Origin of the sequence: Phenylobacterium sp., assembly GCF_028290885.1 — a bacterium.
In the GTDB taxonomy this organism is placed as follows: Bacteria; Pseudomonadota; Alphaproteobacteria; order Caulobacterales; family Caulobacteraceae; genus Phenylobacterium.
Window position 1 is genome coordinate 1 of sequence record NZ_JAQGIZ010000216.1, and the last position, 21,676, is coordinate 21,676.

The window sequence follows — 21,676 nt, forward strand, 5'->3', positions numbered from 1 at the left end:
TCACGGGCGCCGCCGCCGGCGCGCGGTCCGGAGGTCCAGCTGCAGGCCGATCCCCGCATCGCCGCCGTGGCCCGGATCTGCCGGCACGCCGCGCCGGACCCGGAGGGCGACGAGGTGGCCCGCCTGCGCAGCCTCTTGATGCGCGGCGTCTGGCAAGCCGCCCTGCAGCAGCGGCTCAACGTCTTCAAGTCGCGCGCCGATACGCCCTTCCAGGAGGTCAGCATCAGCGACGAGCTTCGGCCGGACTCGCTGAAGACCTGCGTCGCCGTGACGCCGGTCAAGGGCCGCGGGGCCGCCGCCATCGTCACCGTAGTCGCCGAAATCCGCGGCTTCGGCGATGAGGGGCCGACCGACGACGAGGTCGACACCGCCGTCGAGCAGATCCGGGCGTCGATCCGCAACGGAATCGGCAAGCCTGTGCGCGCCTCCGCCGACCGGGCGGGCGACATCCTCGACCGGGCGCTCGACGGCATGCCGCAGCTCACCCCTCGCGCAGGGCTGAGGGCCTTGGACACACTGATGGACGACGTGGGCCCCGACGCCGTGAAGGCGGCGTTCGCGCGCGACTGGTCGGGCTGGGGACCACTGGTCGCCGGGACCACGCCGGAACCCCTGCCGCAAGCCGAGATCCTCGCGGCCATCGCCCAGCCGCCGGCCGCGCCGCGGGCCACCGCGGCGCCCAAGCCGCCGCGAGCGTCGCCATCCGCCAGCCAGGCCAAGGAGCTCGAGGCGCTCTACGAACGCGGCCGCGCCTACGTCGCCAAGCGCAAGGCGGACAAAGCCCTGCGGGAATTCGCCAGCGGGCTGGCGATCGATCCGGACAACGGCGACATCCTGAACGCCCGCGGCAACCTCTACCTCGCGCTCGATAAGGCGGACCTGGCCATGGCCGACTTCAACCGGGCGCTGGCGGCGAACCCCAAGGACGACATCGTGCTGTTCAACCGCGGCGTCGCCGACAAGCAGCTGAGCCGCAACAGCGAGGCCTTGCGCGACTTCAACGCCGTCCTGCGCCTGACCCCCGGCGATCCGGCGACGCTGGCCGCCAAGGCCGACACCTATCGCCAGCTGGGGGACCTGCTGTTGGCCAGGGACTTCTACGACGCCGCGCTCGCCGCCGATCCCAGGAACGCGACGGCCTGGCAGGCGCGGGGCGAGGTGAGGGGAGAACTGGGGGACGCCGCCGGCGCCGAGGCCGACCAGGCCCAGGCGCGCAAGCTCAATCCGCCGCGCGGCAAATCCTGAATGCGCAGTTGGTTAGTGGCTGATCCGGGGGCGGAGCTTGTACTGGCCCTCGCGGAACGATTCGAAGAGCGTCGAGGCCTGCGGGTGGCCGACCGGCTGGCCCGAGTCGTCGGGCACCAGGTTCTGCTCGGAGACGTAGGCGACGTAGGAGCTCTCGTCGTTCTCGGCGAGCAGATGATAGAACGGCTGGTCCTTGTGCGGCCGGATGTTTTCCGGGATCGACAGCCAGTATTCCTCGGTGTTGGAGAAGGTCGGATCCACGTCGAAGATCACGCCGCGAAACGGATAGACGCGGTGACGAACGACTTGCCCGATGGCGAATTTGGCGCTCTGCGTGTCCATACGCCGAATCTACTCCTCCTCTCCTGACCGGAAAGTGAACGTAGCGTTCAGCACCTTCCGCACAAGGCCAAGCCTTCCGAGAGGCGAGCAGGCTTGCTAAGCTCGCGGCCGAAGTGAGGCGCGCCAGGTGTGGCCGCGCCTGCGAGGGACGGAAGCGGTCCATGACTGAGGCGCCGAGTGCGCCCGGCGCCACGTCACGTGGCCGGGAGAGGCCTGCTGGCGAGACGCCCTGCTATGGCGCGCTCGACCTTGGAACCAACAATTGCCGGCTGCTGATCGCGACGCCGCAGGGCTCCGGCGGTTTCCGGGTGATCGAGGCCTATTCACGGATCGTGCGCCTGGGCGAGGGGCTCGGCCAATCGGGAAGGCTCTCCGAGGCGGCCATGGAGCGCGCGATGGCGGCCCTGAAGGTCAGCGCCGAGAAGCTTCGCCGCCGCCGCGTGCTGCGCCTTCGCGCCATCGCCACCCAGGCGTGCCGGATGGCCGAGAACGGGCCTGAGTTCATCGACCGGGTGTTCGATGAGACCGGCCTTCGGCTGCAGATCATCGCCCCGCAGGAAGAAGCCAGGCTGTCGGTGGCCGGCTGCCTGAACCTGATCGACCGCGCGGCGGACGCGGCGCTGGTGGTGGACGTCGGCGGGGGCTCGACCGAGCTCTCCTGGGTGGACCTGAGGGGCGCTGCGCCCACCGGCATGCCGCCGCTCAAGGCGTGGCTCTCCGTGCCGATCGGGGTGGTCACGCTGGCCGAGCGTTTCCCGGAAGGCGAAGCGGCGACGGAAGCCTGGTTCCGGGCCATGGTCGACACCATGAAGGCCGAGATCGCGGCCTTTCGCCGCGCCGACGGGCTGCGCGAGATATTCGACGCCGACCGGGCGCACCTGATCGGCACGTCCGGCGCGATCACCAGCCTGGCGGGCCTGCATCTGGATCTGCCGCGTTATGAACGCAGCCGCGTGGACGGCATCTGGATGACCCGGGACGAGTGCGACACCGCGGCGGGGCGCCTCCTGGCGATCACCGCCAAGGAACGGGCCGAGCAGCCCTGCATCGGCCCCGACCGCGCCGATCTGGTGCTGGCCGGCGCGGCGATCCTGCAGGCCGTGCAGGAGCTTTGGCCCTGCAGCCGCGTGCGAGTCGCCGACCGCGGCCTGCGGGAGGGCATCCTGCTTTCGCTGATGTCGGACCGCGGCGGGCGTCGGCGAAGGCGGCGAGGCGGCGGTTCCCGCTCGGTGGCCGTCCAATGACCGAGCCTCCGCGCAAACGCATGGTCAGGCCGCCGACCGGCGGCACCGAGGCCGGCCGGGCCACACCCGAGCGGCTGAAGACCGCCTGGAAGCGCACGCCCTCGCAGCAGGCCTGGCTGTCGCGACAGATCAACGATCCCTTCGCCGCCAAGGCCCGGGCCCACGGCTACCGCTCCCGCGCCGCCTACAAGCTGACCGAGATCGACGACAAGTTCCGACTCCTGAAGCGCGGCGCGCGCGTGGTGGACCTGGGCCTCGCGCCTGGCGGCTGGACGCAGGTGGCCCTGGAGCGTGGCGTGACGGACATCGTGGGTGTCGACCTGCTGCCGGTCGATCCCCTGCCGCCCGCCCATATCCTGCAGATGGATTTCACCGATCCGGCCTGCGGACCGGAGCTGATCCGCCTCCTGGGCGGCGCGCCGGACGTAATCCTCTCCGACATGGCGCCCAACACGGTTGGCCACCGGCAGACCGACCACCTGCGGATCGTCGGCCTGATCGAGGCGGCCGTGGATTTCGCCGCCGAGGTCCTGAAGCCCGGCGGGGCCTTCGTCGCCAAGGCCTTCCAGGGCGGTGAGACCGCCGAGGTGATCGGCAAGCTGAAGCGGCACTTCGCCAGCGTGAAGACGGTGAAACCCAAGGCCAGCCGCTCGGACTCTTCCGAGCTCTATCTGGTGGCGACGGGCTTCAGGCGAGCCTGAGCGCCAAAGGCCCGCGTTGACTCCATCGCCCTTTGCAGGGATACGACCCTCGCAAAACGAGGTGTCTCCATGGAGATTCGCGAAGGGCTTACCTTCGACGATGTTTTGCTAGAACCCGGTCCGTCCGATGTGATGCCCACCCAGGTGGATGTCTCAACCCGGTTCACGCGAGAGATCAAGCTGAACATACCGCTGGTGTCCGCCGCCATGGACACCGTCACCGAAAGCCGGCTGGCCATCGCCATGGCGCAGAACGGCGGACTCGGCGTCCTGCACCGCAACCTCACCGTTGAGGAGCAGGCCGACCAGGTCCGCGAGGTGAAGCGCTACGAGAGCGGGATGGTGATCAATCCGCTCACCATCCACCCGGACACCCCGCTCAGCGAGGTGCGCGAGATCAAGGCCCGGCGGAGGATCTCCGGCTTTCCGGTGGTGGACGCCAAGGGCAAGCTATGCGGCATCCTGACCAACCGCGACATGCGCTTCGAGGGCAGCGGAGATGTCCCCGCCAGGGAGCTGATGACGCACGAGAATCTGGTCACGGTGAAGGAGGGCGTCGGCCAGGCCGAGGCCCGCGAGCTGCTGCGCCGGCACAAGATCGAGCGGCTGATCGTGGTCGACGACGACTACCGGGCGGTGGGGCTTATCACCGTCAAGGACATGGAAAAATCCGAGGCCCACCCGAACGCGGCGAAGGACCCGCAGGGCCGCCTGCTGGTGGGCGCCGCCTCGACCGTGGGCGTTGCGGGCTTCGAGCGGTCCATGGCGCTGGTGGACGCGGGCGTGGACGTGGTGGTGATCGACACCGCCCACGGCCACAACGCCGACGTGGCCAAGGCGGTGGCGCGTATCAAGCGCGAGACCAACCGGGTGCAGATCGTGGCCGGCAACGTCGCGACCTACGACGGCGCCAAGGCGTTGATCGACGCCGGCGCCGACGCGGTGAAGGTGGGCATCGGCCCGGGGTCGATCTGCACCACGCGGATCGTGGCCGGCGTCGGCGTGCCGCAGCTGACCGCCATCATGGACGCCGTACGCGCGGCCAGTGGCTCCGACGTGCCGGTGATCGCCGACGGCGGGATCAAGTACTCGGGCGACCTGGCCAAGGCGCTCGCAATGGGGGCCTCGGTCGCCATGATGGGCTCGGTGTTCGCCGGCGTCGACGAGGGGCCGGGCGAGGTGTTCCTCTACCAGGGCCGCTCCTACAAGACCTACCGCGGCATGGGCTCGCTGGGAGCCATGTCGCGCGGCTCCGCCGACCGCTATTTCCAGAAGGACGTCACCGACGCGCTCAAGCTGGTGCCCGAGGGCATCGAGGGGCAGGTGCCCTACAAGGGGCCGATCGCGCCGATCCTGCACCAGATGGTCGGCGGCCTGCGCGCCGCCATGGGCTATGTGGGCGCGGCCGACCTGGCGCAGTTCCGCAAGCGCGCCCGCTTCATCCGCATCACCGGCGCGGGCCTGCGCGAAAGCCACGTCCACGACGTGATGATCACGCGCGAGGCGCCCAACTATCCGAGCCCGGTCTAGTGTCCCGATTCCGAAGTTCGCAAGCGCTCGCGGCTGCTGTTGACGAACTTCGGAATCGATAAGGACACTAGAGAGTACATTTGCTTCTAGTGTGCTTTTTGGATTTGAAATTCGCTCGGCGCTTGGCCCAAGAACGAGGCGAACTTCAAATCCAGCACACTAGGGCCCGGCGGAGTCTCTAACGCCAGCCGGCCGATCCCGAGCCGGCGGCGAAACGGGGGAGGCGACTATGGGTCCTGTGGTTCCTGTGGAGTTGAAGCTGCTGATGGCGGCGGTGATCATCGGTCTGGTGCAGATCGTCTGGGCGGCGACGGCCGGCAGCGGCGGAGAGCGAAACTTCGCGTGGCTGGCTGGACCGCGCGACGAACACAGGCCGGTCAGCGGCGTCGCGGCCCGGTTGGACCGGGCGCTGAAGAATTTCCTTGAGACCTTCCCGCTGTTCGCCGCGGCGCTGATCGCCTGCGTCATCGCCGGCAAGCTCGGGACCCTTACCCTTTACGGCGCGGGCCTCTATGTGATCGCCCGCGGCCTCTACGTGCCGCTCTACGCCTCCGGCGTGGCCTTGGTCCGGACCCTGGTCTGGACGGTCAGCGTGGTCGGCATCGTCATGGTGATCGTAGCGTTTTTCAGGTGACCTTCTTTGCGTGACGCCGGACGCCTCGCGGCGGCAATTGATGTCCTGACCGAGATCGAGACCCGCCACAGGCCTGTCCGGCTCGCGCTGAAGAGCTGGGGAGATTCCGCCCGTTACGCCGGGGCGAAGGATCGCGCCTTCGTCTCCGGCCTGGTGCTGGACGTCCTGCGCCGCCGCCGCTCGCTGGGCTGGCGGATGGGGGAGGAGACGCCGCGCGCCGCGGCCCTTGCGGCGCTGCGGTTCCTTTGGGACTGGCCGCTGGAGCGGGTTGTCGAGGCGGCCGGCGAGGAGCCTCACGGGCCCGGGCCGCTGAGCGAGGCCGAGCGCGCCGTGCTGGAGAGCCCGCGCGATCTGACGCAAGCGCCCGAGGCGGTGCGCGGCGACTATCCGGACTGGCTCGACGCCGCCATGGCCCGGGCGTTCGGCGAGGCGAGGGTCGAGGAGGGCGCGGCGCTTTCCGAGCGGGCGCCGGTCGACCTGCGGGTCAACCTCCTGAAGTCGGATCCCGAGCGGACGCTGAAGGCGCTGAGCTCGCTCTCGGCGGAGCCCACCGACGTCTTGCCTACCGCGCTCCGCATGCCGGCGCTGGATCCCATGGCGCGAAGCGGGGCGGTGGAGACCATCCCCCAGTTCTCCAAGGGCTGGTTCGAGGTCCAGGACCTCGGCTCGCAGATCGCCGCGGCGTCGGCCGGCGAGGTCAAGGGCAAGCAGGTGCTCGACCTCTGCGCCGGCGGCGGCGGCAAGACCCTGGCGCTGGCCGGCGCCATGGGCAACACCGGCCAGATCTACGCCTATGACAGCGATGCGCGCCGCCTGGCCGACACCATTCGGCGCGGCGACCGGGCGGGCGTGCGCAACCTGCAGGTCCGCTCCCCGGTGAATCCCGAGCCGCTCCAAGGCCTCGAGGCTAAGATGGACGTGGTGTTCATCGATGCGCCCTGCTCGGGGTCGGGCTCCTGGCGGCGCCATCCCGACACCAAGTGGCGGCTGACGCCCGAGACCCTGGAGCGGCGCATGGCCGACCAGGACGCGGTGCTGGATGCGGGCGCGCCGTTCGTGAAGCCCGGCGGGCGGCTGGTCTACGTCACCTGCTCGGTGCTGCCGCAGGAGGACGAGGACCGGGTCGCGGCCTTCCTGGCGCGGACGTCGGGGTTCGCCGTGCGCCCGGCCACCGACGATCCCAAGCTGACCAAATTCCTCACGCCCGACGGCTTTTTGCGCCTGTCGCCCCGGAGTTCAGCGACCGACGGCTTTTTCGTCGCCGTGCTGGAGAAACCCCGCTAACGGAGCCCCATGACCAAGCCTGCCCACGAGCGCGTCCTGATCGTCGACTTCGGCAGCCAGGTGACCCAGCTGATCGCCCGACGTCTGCGCGAGAGCGGGGTCTATTGCGAGATCCATCCCTATGACAAGGTCGAGCCGATGCTCGACGACTTCGCCCCGAAGGCGGTGATCCTGTCGGGCGGCCCGGCCAGCGTGCACGAGGCCGAGAGCCCCGCCGCGCCGCAGAAGGTGTTCGAACTCGGCGTGCCGGTGCTGGGCATCTGCTACGGCGAGATGACCATGTGCGCTCAGCTGGGCGGCGCCGTGGAGGGCGGCCACGACCGGGAGTTCGGGCGCGCCGAGATTCTGATCGAGCGGCCGTCGCCGCTGCTGGAAGGCCTGGGCGCCGCGGGCTCGCATGAAACGGTCTGGATGAGCCACGGCGACAAGATCACTGCCATCCCGCTGGGCTTCGAGGTGGTGGCGGCGTCCGAGGGCAGCCCCTATGCGGTGATCGCCGACGAGGGCCGGCGCTTCTACGGCATCCAGTTCCACCCGGAGGTGGCCCACACGCCGCGCGGGGCGCTGATGCTGCGCAACTTCACCCACCGCATCGCGGGCCTGAGCGGCGACTGGACCATGGCCTCCTTCCGCCAGGAGATGGTCGAAAAGATCCGCGCCCAGGTGGGCCAGGGCCGGGTGATCTGCGGCCTGTCGGGCGGGGTGGATTCCTCGGTGGCGGCGGTGCTGATCCACGAGGCCATCGGCGAACAGCTGACCTGCGTCTTCGTCGACACCGGCCTGCTGCGGCTCAACGAGGCCGAGCAGGTCGTGACCATGTTCCGCGATCACTACAACATCCCGCTGGTGCACGTTGAGGCGGCGAAGGAATTCCTCGGAGAGCTGGCCGGCGTGTCCGACCCGGAGACCAAGCGCAAGACCATCGGGCGGATCTTCGTGGAGATCTTCGACCGCGAGGCCGCCAAGGTGGAGGGCGCGGCCTTCCTGGCCCAGGGCACCCTCTACCCGGACGTCATCGAAAGCGTCTCGGCGCGCGGCGGCCCCTCGGCGGTGATCAAGAGCCACCACAACGTCGGCGGCCTGCCCGACTACATGAAGCTGAAGCTGGTCGAGCCGCTGCGCGAGCTGTTCAAGGATGAGGTCCGGGCGCTGGGCGTCGAACTTGGCCTGCCGCCCGCCTTCGTCGGCCGCCACCCGTTCCCCGGGCCGGGCCTGGCCATCCGCATCCCCGGCGAGGTGACGCCTGAGCGGGTGGCCGTGCTGCAGAAGGCCGACGCCATCTACCTCGACGAGATCCGCAAGGCCGGCCTCTACGATTCGATCTGGCAGGCCTTCGCCGTCCTGCTGCCGGTCCGCACGGTGGGCGTCATGGGCGACGCCCGCACCTACGACGAGGTCTGCGCGCTCCGCGCCGTCACCTCCACCGACGGCATGACCGCCGACTTCTTCGAGTTCCCCTGGGAAGTCCTCGGCCGCGCCGCCACCCGCATCATCAACGAGGTCAAGGGCATCAACCGCGTGGTCTACGACGTCACGTCGAAGCCCCCCGGGACCATCGAGTGGGAGTAGGCGGTGCTTTAGAAGCATAATGATAGTCCCGCTTTTGCGCGCTGGCTGTCGCAGACCTAGCGGGAAGGGCGGTTGGCATTTCTGTTGGTGTCGTCGCTAACTTCACACGCAATTCGCCTCAGCGGCGTGGGTCCTGCCAGCCCTACCACCCTAGTCAGGCTGCCACGCCGCGTCGCCATGCGCCCGGGCTGACGCCGGCCCGCCGGGTGAACACCCGCGTGAAGTGGCTCTGGTCGGCAAAGCCGCAGCGCAGGGCGATCTGCGACAGCGAGGACTCGCGGTCCCGCAGCAGGTCCTTCGCGAGCTCCACCCGCCGGTTCAACAGCCAACGATGCGGCGCGACGCCCATGGATTGACGGAACGCGCGCGAGAAGTGGCTGACGGAAAGCCGGCACTCCAGAGCTAGATCGGCGAGCGTGACCGCGCCATTCAGATTGGCGGCCAGGATGTCCCTCGCACGGCGCTCTTGCCAGGCCGCCAGACCGCCGCTGCGCACCATGGAGTTCGGCCGCATTCCGCCATAGGCAGCGGCGACATGGGCCGCGAGCGCGCGGCTGACGTAGTCGAAGAGGAGACTTTCTGACGCACGCCCGTCTTCGAGCTCGGGAAGGACCGAGCGACACAGGCTGAGGATGGTTGGATCGGCTACGGCGCGACCAAGCGCGCAGTCGAGTTCCCCGCGCCACGACGCCGCGGCGTCCTCCGCGAGGGTTTGCATCGCCGAGTTGGATATTTGCACGTCCACCGCGTCGAGTTTCTTGTCGATCATAAGCCGCGGCTGCCGGCGCAGGTCGTGAAACACGGTCTCGCCGGCGCGCATGTCGTTGACCGTCGCCGGCGCTTGCGCCTCCCGGCAGCGATAGTTGGGATAGTCCCGCAAATGGAGCCGCAAGAGGAACGCGTCCTCCACCGGCGGCGGCGGGGTCCAGCACCCGGGCGGTTCGTCGACCATGACTCGAGTCGCGGCGATCCGTCCGCGCCGTAGCCCGTTCGCGCATAGCGTCGCTTGGGGTTCGCGGTGTCCGGCGTGGTTTTCGATTTGAATGGCTAGCATCTCTCCCGCCTCCATCAGCAAGGGCGCTTGAGGTTCGGACTAGGGGCGCCAAAGCGCTGCCCCCGCGCTGGGGGCCGAGAGATCGTCAATTTGGGTGCGGCGTCGCCGGCCCGCCTGAGCGTTGCTCTAGCGCCGCCTCACGACGACGGCCGGGCGAGTGCGGCGCTCAGTAGGCACGTAAGACCTTGCGTTTGTGGAGGAAAACGCTCCGCCAGGCGCCTGGTGGGCGGCGGGCTCCCCGCCCGTTGGAGGAGCCGCCCGATCCCCCATTCGGGTATCCCGGGCAGCCCTTGTCCGTGCAACCGTCGCGGGCAGTGCAAGGGGAACCAAAGGATCCGAACATGAAGGACGGAGGCGTATTCCTCGGGCCGGCCCTCGTCTTCCTCGTCTTCCTTCCGGCCTTGTGGCTGCTCAGCCGCTACTGCCTGCGCTGGCATTCGAAGCGCATGCAGGCGCTGATGGATCATCGCATCGCCGAACGGGAGCGCGCCTTCGTGGAGCTGCACGACGCGCTGCTGCAGGATGTTCAGGGCCTGACGCTCAGCCTGCAGGCGATCGCCGATCAGATGCCGCCGAACGAGCCGGCGAGGCTGCGGCTCGAGCACGCGCTGGATCGGGCCGACGAGCTTCTGGCCCGCGGTCGGAAACGCGTACGGGGCGCAGGCCACGCTCGCGACGGCCCCGATTGAGTGTGTCGCACAACGGGGTTCTGTGTCAGCTATGTCGCGATGCGACGGAGCGCACCACCCGTTGCGGACGTGGCGCGATGAGAACCACAGCCCGAAACCTGATCGCTGTCGCTGGGTGGCTGGCGGCGGGACTGGCCGCTGCGCTGCTGATCGGGAGCCCGGCGCAGGCGCTGGATCCGACGCGCCATGTCGCCCAGTATCACCACACCGGCTGGACGTACCGGGACGGCATACCGCCGAATATCTTCGCGATCGCCCAGACGCCGGACGGCTTCCTGTGGCTCGGCTCGATCGACGGACTCGTCCGCTTCGACGGCGTCCGCGCCGAGGCGTTCGGCCGTGAGCAGCTCGGGCGCGCGGCGGTGGCTTCCATGGCGACCAGCGCCGGAGGGGACCTGTGGATCGGCACCTTTACCGGAACCCTCGTGCGGGTCCGGGGCGAGCGGATCGAGACCTTCAAACTTCCTGCGCCGGTCCAGGGCGCGCCCGTCCTCTACCTCGCGCCCGACCAAGGCGGCGCGGTCTGGGTCGGGACGCAGAACGAGGTCCTGCGCTTCGACGGGCAGCGCTGGCGCCGCGTCGCCGGCGCCTGGCCGCGCGGTTCCACCTATGCCGATTCCGGCGGGGTCTGGGGCCTGGCGCTCGGCCGCGACGGGACGCTTTGGGCGAAGAACGTGCTGGCCACCTACTACCTGAGGAACGGCGCGACGAGGTTCGAGGCTGCGCCCGGCTACGGCGGCGGCGCCTTCAATTTCGGGCACGCGCCCGACGGCCGGCTGTGGACGGCCGATTTCACCACCCGGCGGTTCTACGCCCTGCCGGACCTGAGCCCGGGCGTCCCGCCGCCGAACCGGCGCTTCGGCGCCGCCGTGCCACCCCAGGCCGTGGGCGCGATCACCATCGACCGCGACGGCGCGCTTTGGATCGCCAATCGCACGACCTTCGGCCTGTACAGGCTCGGCTCGATGACCGGGCCCGCGGAGCTGGAGCGGTTCAAGGCCTCGCAGGGACTGACATCCGAGCTTGCCGCGATCGTCTTCGAAGACCGGGAGGGCGACATCTGGGTCGGGACGGCGCGGGGGCTGGATCGCTTCCGGTCGGCCGATATCGCGACGGAGGGCGGCGTGCCCATCCGCGACCAGGGGGCCGACATCGTCGCCACGACCGACGCGGTCTATGTGTACACAGGTCTGCCCGCCAGGGTCGCCGATCCCACCGGGCCCGGCGGCCGGCTCTATCGGCTGAAGGTCGCTGGGCCTCCGGAATTGCTGTCGCCGAACATCGGCCGGGTCTTCGCCATGGCCGCGACGCCGGCGGGCGATCTTCTCCTCGCGGTCGAGGACAAGCTGCAGCGGTGGCGGGATGGCGCGTTTACGACCCTGGCCCTGCCGCCGGAAATCAAGGGCGGCAAGGTGAACAACATGGCGGTCGCGGGCGACGACCTGTGGATTTCGGTCTGGGACAAGGGCGTCTATCGTCGCCGCGCTGGCCGGTGGGCGCACGTCGTCGTCCCATCCCTGCCCCCGACCGCGGCCCCAAACTTGACCACTGACGCCAGCGGCGCGGCCTGGCTCTTCTACCGCGGCGGGCAGATTGTTCAGGCGCGCGGCGAGCGGATCACCCTCTTCCCCGACGAGGCGGCGCCGAAAATCGGCGACTTCCGCGCCTTCGTCCCCGACCCCGATGGTCCGATCATCGGCGGAACCTCGGGAATCGCCCGCTACGACGGACGCCGCTTTCAGGTGATCCCGCAGGCGCGGGCGCCGGCGCTGTCCAGCGGCGCCGCCATCGCCGAGACGGCCGCCGACGCCTGGTTCATCTCCCCGACAGGCGTGGCGCGCGTGGCCAGGGGGGAGCTACTGAACGCCTTCGCCAATCCGACCGTGCGACCGTGGACCCAGGTCTTCGAGGCCCAGGATGGCTTCAGCGGCGCGGAGCTCGTGAGCCCGTTCGGCGCGGCGCGTGGGCCGGACGGGCGCGTCTGGTTCTTCTCCGTGGACGGCCTCTCGTGGATCGACCCGGGGCGCCTCTACCACAACGCGCTGCCGCCGAGCGTGATCGTCCGCTCGCTCACCGCCAATGGTCGCACCTATCCCGCGGCCGCAGACCAGAGGCTGGCGAAGGGCACGTCGGAGCTGCAGATCGACTACACCGCCACCAGCCTGGTGGTCCCGGAGCGCGTGCGCTTCCGATACCGGCTGGAAGGGATCGACAAGGACTGGGTGGAGGCCGGCGGGCGGCGGCAGGCGTTCTACACGAACCTCGGCCCGGGGACCTACCGGTTCGGGGTGATTGCCTCGAACAACGACGGCGTCTGGAACACCACGGGCGCGGCGCTCGGTTTCCGAATTGCGCCGCTGTGGTGGCAGACATGGGCGTTCAAGGCGCTGGTCGCGCTGGCCTTGGGCGCGGCGCTGTGGATGCTCTACCGCCTGCGCCTGCGGCAGGTCAGCGGGCGCCTCCGCGCCCGCCTGCAGGAACGGCTGGACGAGCGCGAGCGTATCGCCCGCGAGCTCCACGATACGTTGCTGCAGGGCGTGCAAGGCCTGACGCTGAAGCTGCAATCCCTCGCCGAACAGATTCCGTCCGGCCAACCGGCCCGAAAGCTGATGGAGCAGGCGCTGGACCGCGCCGACGAGATGCTGGCCGAGGGCCGCGATCGCGTGCGGAACCTCCGTGACGCGCAGGCCTCGGACGATCTGCCGGATGTGCTGGCTGCCGCGGCCGACCGGCTTCGCCTCGATCCGGCGATCGAGATCAAGGTCGCGGTCGACGGCGCGCCACGGTCCCTGCATCCCGTCGTCTTCGACGAAGTCGTGGCCATCGCCAGCGAGGCTCTGTTCAACGCCTTCACCCACGCCCACGCCGAGCACGTCGCCGTAGAGGTGCGATACGAGCGCAACCAGCTGGTCGTGCGCGTGCACGACGATGGCGTCGGCATCGAGCGCCAGGTGCTGGAGCGCGGCCGCGAGGGACACTTCGGCCTGACGGGCATGCGGGAGCGCGCGGCGAAGATCCAAGGTCAGCTCTCGATCCGCAGCAGCCCGGGGGCGGGCGCCGACCTCACCATCGCCGTGCCGGCCGGTCACGCCTATGCCCGACCGGGCCGCCGCTGGCCTCGCTTCGCGCTTCGCCCTGTCGAGCTGGAGGACTAGATGCCGCGGCCCGATCAGCGCCCGATCTCGGTCCTGGTGGTCGACGATCATCCGATGCTCCGCGAGGGCGTGGCCGCAGTTCTGCAGCTTCAGGATGACATGCGGCTGGTCGGAGAGGCGCAGTCGGGCGCCGAGGGCGTCGCCCGCTTTCGTGAACTGCGTCCCGACGTGACCCTGATGGACCTGCAGATGCCCGGCATGGACGGGGTTCAGGCGATCGAGGCCATCCGCAGTGAAGCGCCGAACGCCAAGATCGTGGTGCTCACCACCTACGACGGTGACGCAAAGGCGCTGCGGGCTTTGAGGGCGGGGGCGGCCGGCTACCTTTTGAAGTCGAGCCTGCGCAAGGAGCTGATCGAGACGATCCGCGACGTCCATGCGGGCCGCAAGCATGTGTCGACGGCGATGGCGCAGCGGATGGCGGTCCACGCCGTCGACGAACGCTTAAGCGAACGCGAGATCGCCATCCTGCGGCTGGTGGCGGACGGCAACCAGAACAAGCAGATCGCCTGGGAGCTCTCCATCTCGGAGGAGACCGTGAAGGCTCATCTCAAGAGCATCTTCGGAAAGCTGGACGTCTCGGACCGCACCCACGCGGTGACCGTCGCGGTGCGCCGCGGGATGATCGATCTCTGAGGCTCGGCGCGCCGAGGCTGTTGCGCGCAACGTCTACGGGGACAATCGCCGTATCGCGATTGGGTCGCTGGTCAGGCATAGACCAGCCCGGTCGCAAGGGCCCCGAAGTCGACCGCCGCTGCAATGACGATGAGGGCGTGCCACATGGCGCGACGGTAGGGGAGGCTATCGTTCAGGAACACCCACAACCCGACGCAGTAGGTGGCTACGACGGCCGCCAGGCAAGCGAGGGAGGCGAACGGCAGCGAAGCGCCCGTCGGGCCCATGAGCAGCAGGGACACCCCGCCAAAGGTCACGTAAAGCACCGTCGAGACGTGGTTGCGCAAGCGCGGAGCCAGCACCTTCCCGACGGCGCAGGCGGCGGCCATGGCCCACTCCAGGCCCTGCGCCTCCCATTGGTGGGAAGGGAGCTTCAGGAGGTAGGGTGTGCACGTGCCGGCGATCATCGCGAAGATGGCGGTCTCGTCGAGGCGGCGGAGCAATCGCCGTGCGCCTGATGGTTGGGCGAGATTGTACAGCGCCGAGCAGGCGAGCATGACGAGCGTGCATAGCGAGTAGAGGGCGATCCCTCCGGCGATTGACGGGTCGCAGTGATATAGCGCCCTAGCGAACAGCGATGTGCCAATGGCGGCGCTGACCGCTATGCCGATCAGATGCACAAGCTTGTCGGCGCGTCTTTCGGCTCTCGACGCATAGTGCTCGGTCAGCTCGGCCGCATTGGGATGGGTGAGGCTTGTACAGGACATGGCCGCGGCTCAGAGACCGACGCCCGGAACGCAGATCATGACGGCCGAGCCGCTATCACCCGTGCGGCGGGCGATGCGGCCGCCGATTTCGGCGACCAGGGCGTCCACGCTGGCGGCGGACCGGCGCCGCACGGGGCTGGAAAAGGCTACGCCATCGTCGACGATGACGCACTGGGCCTCGTCGGCGACGGCGCGGAACTCGACTAAGATCGAGCCCACGTCGCGGCTGTTGCGCAACGCATCGAGCAGCAGCTCCGCGACGATCGTGCAGATCTGCCAGCTGCGCCAGGCGTCCAGCGTCATGGGAGGGCAGATCACGTGCAGCCGGATGTGGCGCTCGCTCAGCTCGGACTTGCTGATCGCGGCGCCCACCTCTTCGAGGTCCCCGTCGAGGCTGCGCAGCTCAGGGCCGTTGGGGGGACGAAGCGCCGGGCAGTCGTGCACCGCCCCAAGGAGCCAGGCGGCGTCGTTATCGATACTGTCGACGCACACCATCGAACTCACTGGCGGCGCGGCGCAGCGGATGAAATCGCGGCGTCCGGCGTCCGCCAGCGTGTGGCGCGCCAGGCTCGCCACATAGCGCCAGCCGTCCGTCGTCGGCGAAGATGGGAAGACGCAGGCCAACATGACCGTTACTCCGCTTGAGTGCGTTGCGGTGAGTTGGCCAGCAGGCAGGCAGGTTGGCTTGTCGCGGCTTGGCCCGGTTTGGCGAAACGCGCCGCAAGTGGTGGGGCCCGGCGTCGGTCAGGAACGGTGGGCTTCAACGGTCACTCCGAGAGGCGCCTGCGCCAAACGGCGGAGCTGATCCCGACGTGCCAGCGAAGCCGCACTCCAGGGCGACGGCCGCCGAGGGGGTCTTCCCCGCAACCGCCGAAAGGGGTCTGAACTACCAGGTTCGATGCGCTGACAGGCTGCTCGCACCGCCCTCGTCAGGCTGCCACGCCGCGTCGCCATGAGCCCGGGCTGACGCCCGCCCGCCGGGTGAACACCCGGGTGAAGTGGCTCTGGTCGGCAAAGCCGCAGCGCAGGGCGATCTCCGACAGCGAGGACTCGCGGTCCCGCAACAGGTCCTTCGCGAGCTCCACCCGCCGGTTCAGCAACCAGCGATGCGGCGCCACGCCCATGGAGTGACGGAACGCTCGCGAGAAGTGGCTGACGGAAAGTCGGCATTCCCGCGCTATGTCGGCCAGTGCTACCTCGCCGTCCAGATTGGCAACCAAGATGTCCTTCGCACGGCGCTCTTGCCAGGCGGCCAGGCCCCCACGGCGCCCCATGGAGTTCGGACGCATTCCGCCGTAGGCCAGGGCGACGTGAGCGCAGACCGCGAGGCTCACATGGTCCAGGAAGACGCGGCTTACTTCCGCTGAGCGGTCGAAGCCCGCGGCTAGGGCGCAGCCAAGGTTACGTATCGTGTTGTCCGGCACCCCCTGTCCGCGTGGGCAGCGCAAATCTCCTATCCGATGGGCGCGGGCGTCGTCGGCGACCTCATCGAAGGCTGAACGCGGGAAATAGAACGCGATCGCTCCGAACGATGCGTTCTTGAGGAAGCGGGGATTGCGCCGAAGGTCATTGAAGATCGTCTCACCAGCCCTGAGCGAGACCGCCGGCGACTCCCTCCCGTCTTCGGTGAAGCGAAGGTCTGCGTGGTCACAAAGGCTGAGGCCTATGATGTAGGCGGCGTCTCCGGGCACCGGATTGGTCATTTCACGCTGCGGATCATCCTCTCGGAATCTCACAATCCCGATCCCGGCTTTTCCGACCGCGCTGGTCAACTGTGTAGGCCGCTGCTGCAGGCCTAGGAGCGACACGAGCCGCTCGCTCAAGGCGCCGATCTCAGGCACGTCAAGTCTCCGTCTCTTGAGATCGGAATATAAGCCCTGGGCGCGGATGTCGAAGACCGGCGTTCGACACTTGGCGTTTTCGCGTCAGGGTTCATGCGCGAAACGTGCAACCCGCGCCGCCGACGTAACAAAACGCGGCTGCGTGGGGCGAGATGACTGTTCGACCGGATCGGCCAAGCGCCGGTCCGTTCAGGCAAGAATTCCAGGGCGCTCCCGAACGATCTTCTGCAGGCCGATTGGGCCGCTCAACCTCGCCCGGCTAAGCGTGCGCAGAGCCAAGAAACGAGTCTCCTATGCTCGGATTGATGCAAAACTGGCCGCTGACCGTCGATCGCATTCTGACGCATGCGAAGACGTGGCATGGCGGGCGCGAGATCGTCACGCGTTCGGTCGAGGGGGCCGTCGTCCGCACCACCTACACCGAGCTCCACGAGCGGGCCCTCAAGCTGACCAACGCCCTTGTCGCGCTGGGAATTGAGCCCGGGGACCGGGTGGCGACGTTAGCCTGGAACACCGCCCGGCACATGGAAGCCTGGTGCGCCGTCATGGGCATGGGCGCGGTGTGCCACACGCTCAATCCGCGGCTGTTCATCGAGCAGCTCCGCTACATTATCAACCACGCCCAGGACCGGATCATCTTCACGGACCTGAGCTTCCTGCCGACCCTGGCGAAGCTGCGCGGGAAGATTCCGAGCATCGAGCACGTCGTAGTGCTGACCGACCGCGCGCATATGGCCGATGTCGCCTTCGACGGCGCGCTCTGTTTCGAGGACCTGGTCGAACAGCACCCCGCCGACGCCCTCTGGGGCGGGTTCGACGAGAACACGGCCGCCGGGCTCTGCTACACCTCGGGCACGACCGGAGACCCCAAGGGGGTGCTCTACTCGCACCGTTCGAACGTGTTGCACGCGCTCCTTACGCTGCAGGCCGACGTCATGGGCTTGTCCGCGCGGGATGTCGTCCTGCCGATCGTGCCGATGTTCCACTCCAACGCCTGGGGCCTCACGCTCTCCGCGCCGGCGGTCGGGGCCAAGCTGGTGATGCCTGGGGCTAAGATGGACGGGGCTTCGATCTACGAACTCATCGAGACAGAGGGCGTGACCTTCGCGGCTGCGGTGCCGACGGTGTGGGAAAGGCTGCTGGATCACCTCCGCGCCACTGGAGCCCGCCCTACGAGCCTCAAGCGGGTGCTCAGCGGCGGCGCCCCGACGCCGGAGGCCCTGGTCCGCGCCTTCCAGGATGAGCTCGACGTCACGGTGAGCCAGGGCTGGGGAATGACGGAGATGTCCCCCCTGGGAACAGTCAGCGCCTCGACCCCGGAGGCGGACGCCCTGCCGCCGGATGCGCGCCTGCGCGAGCTGTTGAAGCAGGGCCGCGTTCCGTTCGGCGTCGAGATGAAGCTGACCGACGAGGCCGGAGCGCCGCTGGCGCACGACGGCCGCACTTTCGGACATCTCAAGGTCCGCGGTCCCGCCATCGCCCGCGAATATTTCAAGGGGCGGGGCGGCGACATTCTCGATGCAGACGGCTTCCTCGACACCGGGGACGTGGCGACGATCGATCCGCTGGGCTTCATGCAGATCACCGACCGGGCGAAGGACCTGATCAAGTCGGGCGGCGAGTGGATCAGCTCGATCGAGATCGAGGATCTGGTCGACGGCCACCCCAAGGTGGCGCTCGCGGCGGTGATCGGCGTGCCCGACCCGAAGTGGGAAGAGCGCCCGCTGCTCATCGTCAAGCTGCGGGCGGGCGAGCACGCCACGCGCGAGGAGGTCCTGGGCTTCCTGGAAGGAAAGATCGCCCGCTGGTGGATACCCGACGAGGTGCTGTTCGTCGACGAGATCCGGCTCGGCGCCACAGGCAAGATCGACAAGAAGCGGCTGCGGGAGCTTTACGGCTCCTCCGCGCAGGGAAGCGCACGCCCCTTGAGGTCGCCGACGCCGTGATGCCGGCGGCCGGGGAGCAGAAGGTCAAGAGAGCCCGGTCCCTGCGCGTCGCCGAGACAAGCCGGCGCCAGGCGCGGCAAGGCGCTTCAAGACCTTTCTCCAGCCCTTGGCGATGACGCCTGCATGATGAACCCGCCCTAGGAGCGGGCGCGGAACAAGACGCACGAGGCGTCAGCCTCGCCAGCCAATATCCGAAAGGGTGTCATGCTCCTCTCTAGCTACTCTGACGTTTTCTCGATCAACCACGACCGCGATTTCGAGGACGACATACAGGCCGGAGACCTTGTGCGGTCCGGGCCTAACTTCTTCCCGCATTTCGAGGTGATCGCGGTAAGCGGCGACAAGGCGTGGGTGCGCGACGTCCAAACCGGCGCCGACCACCTCGCGCTGCTGTCGCGCTGCCGCAAGCTTCAGCCGGCGGCCGTCGCCCTTGCGGCGGAATAGGCTTCACGTCCACCCCGACCAGAGCCCGCCATGCCGGCCTGGAGGCGGCCTGGACCTACTACGGAGGCGCGATCGCCATGCGCCATTTCCACCCGGCCTTCCTTTCATCATCGAACTGCATTTCGAGGACGTCGAGGCGTACCTCGCCCAGGATTTCGCTCCGACACCGCGCGAACGCAAAAGGCGCGCCGCGCGTGATAAAGCGCAGGTGCGTGGGGCGAGACGGTGTGCGACCGGATCGGCCAACTGCCGGTCTGTTCAGGCAAGAACTTGGGGGCGCTCTCGGACGATCTTCTGCAGGCCGATCGGGCCGCGACGGCGCCCTGCAGAGGACCCAACCATGAACGACATTTCGCAACCGCCGAAGACCGACGCCGTCCCCGTAAGCGATTTCTATGAGATCACCGAAACGCTGGCGCCCGACGAGCTTGTCATGCTGAAGGCGATCCGGAAATTCATGGAGACCAAGGTCGCGCCGATCATCAACAAATACTGGACGGACGACGCGTTCCCCTTCGAGCTGCTTCCAGGCATCCGTGAGCTGAACGTCGGCGGCCTGGGCCTCGAGGGTTACGGCTGCCGGGGCGGCAGCCGCCAGATCTTCGGCATCGTCATGATGGAGATGGCGCGCACCGATCCCTCCATCGCCACCTTCTTCGGCGTCCACGACGGCCTCGCCATGGGGTCGATCTATCTCGACGGTTCGGAAGAGCAGAAGCAGAAGTGGCTGCCGCCGATGGCGCGGCTGGAGAAGGTCGGCTGCTTCGGCCTGACCGAGCCGCTGGTGGGCTCCGGGACCGGCGGCGGCCTGACGACGACCGCCAAGCGCGATGGCGACACCTGGATCCTCGACGGCCAGAAGAAGTGGATCGGCAACGCGCCCTGGTGCGACGTTTCGATCATCTGGGCGCGCGATGTGGCCGACAATCAGGTCAAGGGCTTCATCGTCGAGAACAAGACGACGCCCGGTTTCAGCGTCGAGAAGATCGAGCACAAGATCGCGCTGAAAGTCGTGCAGAACGGGCTGATCACCATGAAGGATTGTCGCGTCCCCGAGGCGAACCGGCTACAGGCGGCCAACTCCTTCCGCGACACCGCGCGCGTGCTGCGCATGACCCGCTCCATGGTGGGCTGGATGTCCACCGGCTGTCAGATGGGCGCCTACGAGCATGCGCTCGCCTATGCCGTGGAGCGCAAGCAGTTCGGGAAGCCGATCGGCTCGTTCCAGATGGTGCAGGACCTGTTGGCCAGGATGCTGGCCAACGTCACGGCGTGCCAGAGCATGATGCTGCGCCTTTCCCAGCTCGACGACGAGGGAAAGCTCGAGGACAAACACGCCTCGCTCGCCAAGGCATTCTGCACGGCCAAGATGCGCGAGACGGTCAGCTGGGCGCGTGAGCTGTTCGGCGGCAACGGCATCGTCGTCGACTACAACGTCGCCCGGTTCTTCGCCGACGCGGAGGCCCTCTACTCCTACGAGGGCACCTTCCAGATGCAGAACCTGATCGTTGGCAAGGCGGTCACAGGGCTCAGCGCCTTCGTCTGATCGGCCAGGCCGCAAGACCGCCCACACCCCTACGTTGCAATTCAGGAGGGTCGCGTGAACGCGCCTGTGTCAGTCCCCACGTTCGAAAACCTGCTCTACGAGAAGCGTGATCGCATCGCCTATGTGACGCTCAACCGTCCGAAGGTGCTCAACGCCCTCAACACGCCGACCTGGACGGACCTGCACGGCGCGTTCAGCGACGCCCAGGCGGATCCTTCGATCCTGGGCGTGATCCTGACCGGGGCCGGCGACAAGGCGTTCATCGCCGGCGCCGACATCAGCGAGCTGGCGCACCTCGCGCCCTTCGAGGCCGAAAAATCCAGCCGCTTCGGCCAGGTGGTGCTCGATCTGATCGAGACACTCGGCAAGCCGGTGGTCGCGGCGGTGAACGGTTTCGCGCTCGGCGGCGGGTGCGAGACTGCGATGGCCTGCACCCTGCGCATCGCCGTCGAGACCGCCCGGTTCGGCCAGCCGGAGGTCAAGCTGGGGCTGCTGCCCGGCGGCGGCGGCACCCAGCGGCTGCCGAGGCTGATCGGCAAGGGCCGTGCGCTGCAGCTGATCCTGACCGGCGAGATCATCGACGCGCGGGAAGCCTGGCGCGTCGGCCTGGTCAACGAGGTGGTCGCCGCCGCCGACCTGATCCCGCGCGCGGAGGTCATTCTGCGGCAGATTTTCGCCAACGCCCCGATCGCCGTGCGCTATTCGCTGGAGGCGGTGAACGGGGGAATGCAGACGAGCCAGGCCCAGGGCCTGCTCCTCGAGGCCGCTCTGTTCGGCGTCTGCGCCGCCACCGACGACAAGGCCGAAGGCACTGCCGCCTTCCTCGCCAAGCGTCCGCCAAGCTTCCTGGTCCGCTGACCCCGACTGCCGTGACCAACCCCTCATCCTGAACGTGAACGGAGTATTCCATGTCAGGTGACAACATCTTTTCGGGCCTGAAGGTCGTCGACATGGCGAGCTTCATCGCCGGCCCAGCGGCGGCGGTGATGCTGGGCGATTTCGGCGCCAGCGTCGTGAAGGTCGAGCCGCCCACCGGCGACACCTGGCGGATCGGCTACAAGGTTCCGCCC

At 68.5% G+C, this 21,676-nt stretch carries 20 protein-coding genes; 15 read left to right on the forward strand and 5 right to left on the reverse strand.

All coding sequences use genetic code 11. From position 1 onward, the window contains the following. The coding region (locus JWP28_RS14540) for a tetratricopeptide repeat protein (RefSeq protein ID WP_299543968.1) at window positions 1-1,245 on the forward strand (1,245 nt) is incomplete at its 5' end. A 12-nt stretch (window positions 1,246-1,257) separates the two neighbouring features. Here JWP28_RS14540 and hspQ read toward each other — a convergent pair. Further along, complete coding sequence (gene hspQ / locus JWP28_RS14545; protein WP_299543969.1) at window positions 1,258-1,587, reverse strand: heat shock protein HspQ; 330 nt, start codon at window positions 1,585-1,587, stop codon at window positions 1,258-1,260. A 161-nt stretch (window positions 1,588-1,748) separates the two neighbouring features. Between hspQ and JWP28_RS14550 the strand changes: the two genes are divergently transcribed. The 6 genes from JWP28_RS14550 (at window position 1,749) to guaA (ending at window position 8,549) form a co-directional block, all read left to right on the forward strand. Continuing rightward, the gene (locus JWP28_RS14550) at window positions 1,749-2,831 is read left to right on the forward strand and encodes a Ppx/GppA phosphatase family protein (RefSeq protein WP_299543970.1); all 1,083 of its coding nucleotides are present in this window, start codon (window positions 1,749-1,751) and stop codon (window positions 2,829-2,831) included. Continuing rightward, entirely contained in the window at window positions 2,828-3,532 is a 705-nt protein-coding gene (locus tag JWP28_RS14555) for an RlmE family RNA methyltransferase (RefSeq protein WP_299543972.1), read from the forward strand. Before JWP28_RS14550 ends, JWP28_RS14555 begins: the two co-directional genes overlap by 4 nt. Before the next feature lie 69 nt (window positions 3,533-3,601). Continuing rightward, the gene (guaB, locus tag JWP28_RS14560; protein ID WP_299543973.1) at window positions 3,602-5,062 is read left to right on the forward strand and encodes an IMP dehydrogenase; all 1,461 of its coding nucleotides are present in this window, start codon (window positions 3,602-3,604) and stop codon (window positions 5,060-5,062) included. A 229-nt stretch (window positions 5,063-5,291) separates the two neighbouring features. Further along, a complete protein-coding gene (locus tag JWP28_RS14565) occupies window positions 5,292-5,696 on the forward strand; it encodes an MAPEG family protein (protein WP_299543975.1) in 405 nt (134 codons plus the stop codon). 6 nt (window positions 5,697-5,702) lie between these two features. Then, window positions 5,703-6,980: an RsmB/NOP family class I SAM-dependent RNA methyltransferase gene (locus JWP28_RS14570; RefSeq protein WP_299543976.1), complete on the forward strand. Its 1,278-nt coding sequence runs from the start codon at window positions 5,703-5,705 to the stop codon at window positions 6,978-6,980. Between the two features lie 9 nt (window positions 6,981-6,989). Next, a complete protein-coding gene (gene guaA / locus JWP28_RS14575; RefSeq protein ID WP_299543977.1) occupies window positions 6,990-8,549 on the forward strand; it encodes a glutamine-hydrolyzing GMP synthase in 1,560 nt (519 codons plus the stop codon). 154 nt (window positions 8,550-8,703) lie between these two features. On the opposite strand, the gene JWP28_RS14580 is transcribed toward guaA, so the two are convergent. Continuing rightward, window positions 8,704-9,501, reverse strand: a complete 798-nt coding sequence (locus JWP28_RS14580; protein ID WP_299543978.1) for an AraC family transcriptional regulator — start codon at window positions 9,499-9,501, stop codon at window positions 8,704-8,706. Between the two features lie 443 nt (window positions 9,502-9,944). Between JWP28_RS14580 and JWP28_RS14585 the strand changes: the two genes are divergently transcribed. The 3 genes from JWP28_RS14585 (at window position 9,945) to JWP28_RS14595 (ending at window position 14,083) form a co-directional block, all read left to right on the forward strand. Next, window positions 9,945-10,292: a histidine kinase gene (locus JWP28_RS14585; RefSeq protein ID WP_299543980.1), complete on the forward strand. Its 348-nt coding sequence runs from the start codon at window positions 9,945-9,947 to the stop codon at window positions 10,290-10,292. 77 nt (window positions 10,293-10,369) lie between these two features. Then, window positions 10,370-13,447 (forward strand): sensor histidine kinase, encoded by a 3,078-nt coding sequence (locus JWP28_RS14590; RefSeq protein WP_299543982.1) that lies wholly within the window; start codon window positions 10,370-10,372, stop codon window positions 13,445-13,447. Further along, the gene (locus JWP28_RS14595) at window positions 13,448-14,083 is read left to right on the forward strand and encodes a response regulator transcription factor (protein WP_299543983.1); all 636 of its coding nucleotides are present in this window, start codon (window positions 13,448-13,450) and stop codon (window positions 14,081-14,083) included. Between the two features lie 71 nt (window positions 14,084-14,154). Here JWP28_RS14595 and JWP28_RS14600 read toward each other — a convergent pair whose 3' ends face one another. The 3 genes from JWP28_RS14600 to JWP28_RS14610 all read right to left on the reverse strand — a co-directional run bounded on the left by JWP28_RS14600 (window position 14,155) and on the right by JWP28_RS14610 (window position 16,670). Further along, window positions 14,155-14,829 carry a hemolysin III family protein gene (locus JWP28_RS14600; RefSeq protein WP_299543985.1) on the reverse strand — a complete coding sequence of 225 codons (675 nt, stop codon included), beginning with the start codon at window positions 14,827-14,829 and terminating at the stop codon, window positions 14,155-14,157. Between the two features lie 9 nt (window positions 14,830-14,838). After that, complete coding sequence (locus JWP28_RS14605; RefSeq protein ID WP_299543986.1) at window positions 14,839-15,456, reverse strand: hypothetical protein; 618 nt, start codon at window positions 15,454-15,456, stop codon at window positions 14,839-14,841. Window positions 15,457-15,758: 302 nt separating this feature from the next. Next, window positions 15,759-16,670 carry an AraC family transcriptional regulator gene (locus JWP28_RS14610; RefSeq protein ID WP_299543988.1) on the reverse strand — a complete coding sequence of 304 codons (912 nt, stop codon included), beginning with the start codon at window positions 16,668-16,670 and terminating at the stop codon, window positions 15,759-15,761. Window positions 16,671-16,963: 293 nt separating this feature from the next. Here JWP28_RS14610 and JWP28_RS14615 point away from each other — a divergent pair, with 293 nt between their 5' ends. The 5 genes from JWP28_RS14615 to JWP28_RS14635 form a co-directional block, all read left to right on the forward strand. After that, window positions 16,964-18,616, forward strand: a complete 1,653-nt coding sequence (locus JWP28_RS14615; RefSeq protein WP_299543990.1) for a long-chain-fatty-acid--CoA ligase — start codon at window positions 16,964-16,966, stop codon at window positions 18,614-18,616. Window positions 18,617-18,820: 204 nt separating this feature from the next. Beyond that, window positions 18,821-19,060 carry a hypothetical protein gene (locus JWP28_RS14620; protein WP_299543992.1) on the forward strand — a complete coding sequence of 80 codons (240 nt, stop codon included), beginning with the start codon at window positions 18,821-18,823 and terminating at the stop codon, window positions 19,058-19,060. A 340-nt stretch (window positions 19,061-19,400) separates the two neighbouring features. Further along, a complete protein-coding gene (locus JWP28_RS14625; protein ID WP_299543993.1) occupies window positions 19,401-20,606 on the forward strand; it encodes an acyl-CoA dehydrogenase family protein in 1,206 nt (401 codons plus the stop codon). 54 nt (window positions 20,607-20,660) lie between these two features. Next, window positions 20,661-21,464, forward strand: a complete 804-nt coding sequence (locus tag JWP28_RS14630) for an enoyl-CoA hydratase-related protein (RefSeq protein ID WP_299543995.1) — start codon at window positions 20,661-20,663, stop codon at window positions 21,462-21,464. A 50-nt stretch (window positions 21,465-21,514) separates the two neighbouring features. Further along, a partial coding sequence (locus tag JWP28_RS14635; protein ID WP_299543997.1) for a CoA transferase occupies window positions 21,515-21,676 on the forward strand: 162 nt, incomplete at its 3' end.